1 protein-coding gene is annotated in these 1,134 nt (G+C 70.1%); it reads right to left on the reverse strand.

Annotated elements, in window-relative coordinates; all coding sequences use genetic code 11:
* Positions 1-1,134: hypothetical protein (locus ACRDSQ_RS13220; RefSeq protein WP_431421293.1), on the reverse strand; the 1,134-nt coding region annotated here is incomplete at both ends.

Here is a 1,134-nt window from a genome sequence, read left to right on the forward strand (position 1 = left end):
TGCTGCCGCAGTGCGACCAGGCACCCTGCGGGAAGCACAGGGTCTCGTGCACCGGCGGGGTGCGCGAGGTGGGCGGCGCCGTGCCCGTGTCGGTCGGCGTGAAGTTGCAGTAGGCACCGCCGAACACGCTCCAGGCGCGCACCGTGTGGTCATAGACGTTCTGGAACGGCACCAGCCTGTCCCAGATGCCCCACTCGTCGATGTTGTTGTCGATGTTCTGGTCCACCTGGAGCTGAACGTCGCCGCAGTCGTCGCACTGGCCGACGGCGGCCGAGTGGCCGTTGCAGTCCATCAGGTCGGCGATGTGGAAGAACGACAGCTCGAGATCGCCGGCCTGCGGGAACACCGCCAGGTTGATCGGCGCCGTGACGAAGGCCTGCAGGGTGCGGAAGTGCGTCGTGTCCCCGGCCAGCGCGTCGGTGAGGTCGAAGTGCGCCCCCATGTGGAGGGAGTTGTCGCCGGAGAACGTCCGGCTGCCGTCCGTCGGCGTGCCGAAGCTGCACCCGCCGACGCAGGCACCGCTCTCAAGGTTCGGGCAGGTGGCCACCCCCGGCGGGCAGTGGAAGTGCCAGTCCATCGGGAACTCGGGATCGAGGATGCACCCGACGTTGCCGGTCTGGACGTCGTCGTAGCCGCCGCAGGCCACCGCCGCCACCACGTTCGTGCCGACGCCCGTGTCGCTGCCCCGCAGGTATTCGCCGTGCGGGCTCGCGGCGTCGAAGGTGCCGGGCCCGGTCTCGCGCAGGAAGGTGTCGGCCAGGGTGAACAGGCCGTCAGCGTTCTTGTCGACGTCGAAGTTCTCGAAAATGCGGCCGTCGTCCGCGGTCCCGGCGATGCCGTCCGGCCCGAGCGTGTAGACCTGGGTCACCGGCGGCAGCTCGAGGTCGGACAGCAGGTTGAAGCAGGTCGGGGCCGCCACGCCGAGGGTCTCGTTCGAGGTCACCGTCAGGCAGAGGGTCGATCGAGCCGGGCTCGCCGCGGACACCGTCTGCAGGGTGTCGCTGGACCGGAAGGTGAACCCCGGCTGCAGCGCATCCAGGCTGCCGAGGGTCAGGGTCGCGCCCGCGGCGGCGCTGCCGACGACGAGGGACGGGGCGGTGATGCAGGCGACGTCGGGATCGCTCGAGGTCAGGA

The organism is Actinokineospora sp., assembly GCF_050699995.1.
Lineage (GTDB): Bacteria > Actinomycetota > Actinomycetes > Mycobacteriales > Pseudonocardiaceae > Actinokineospora.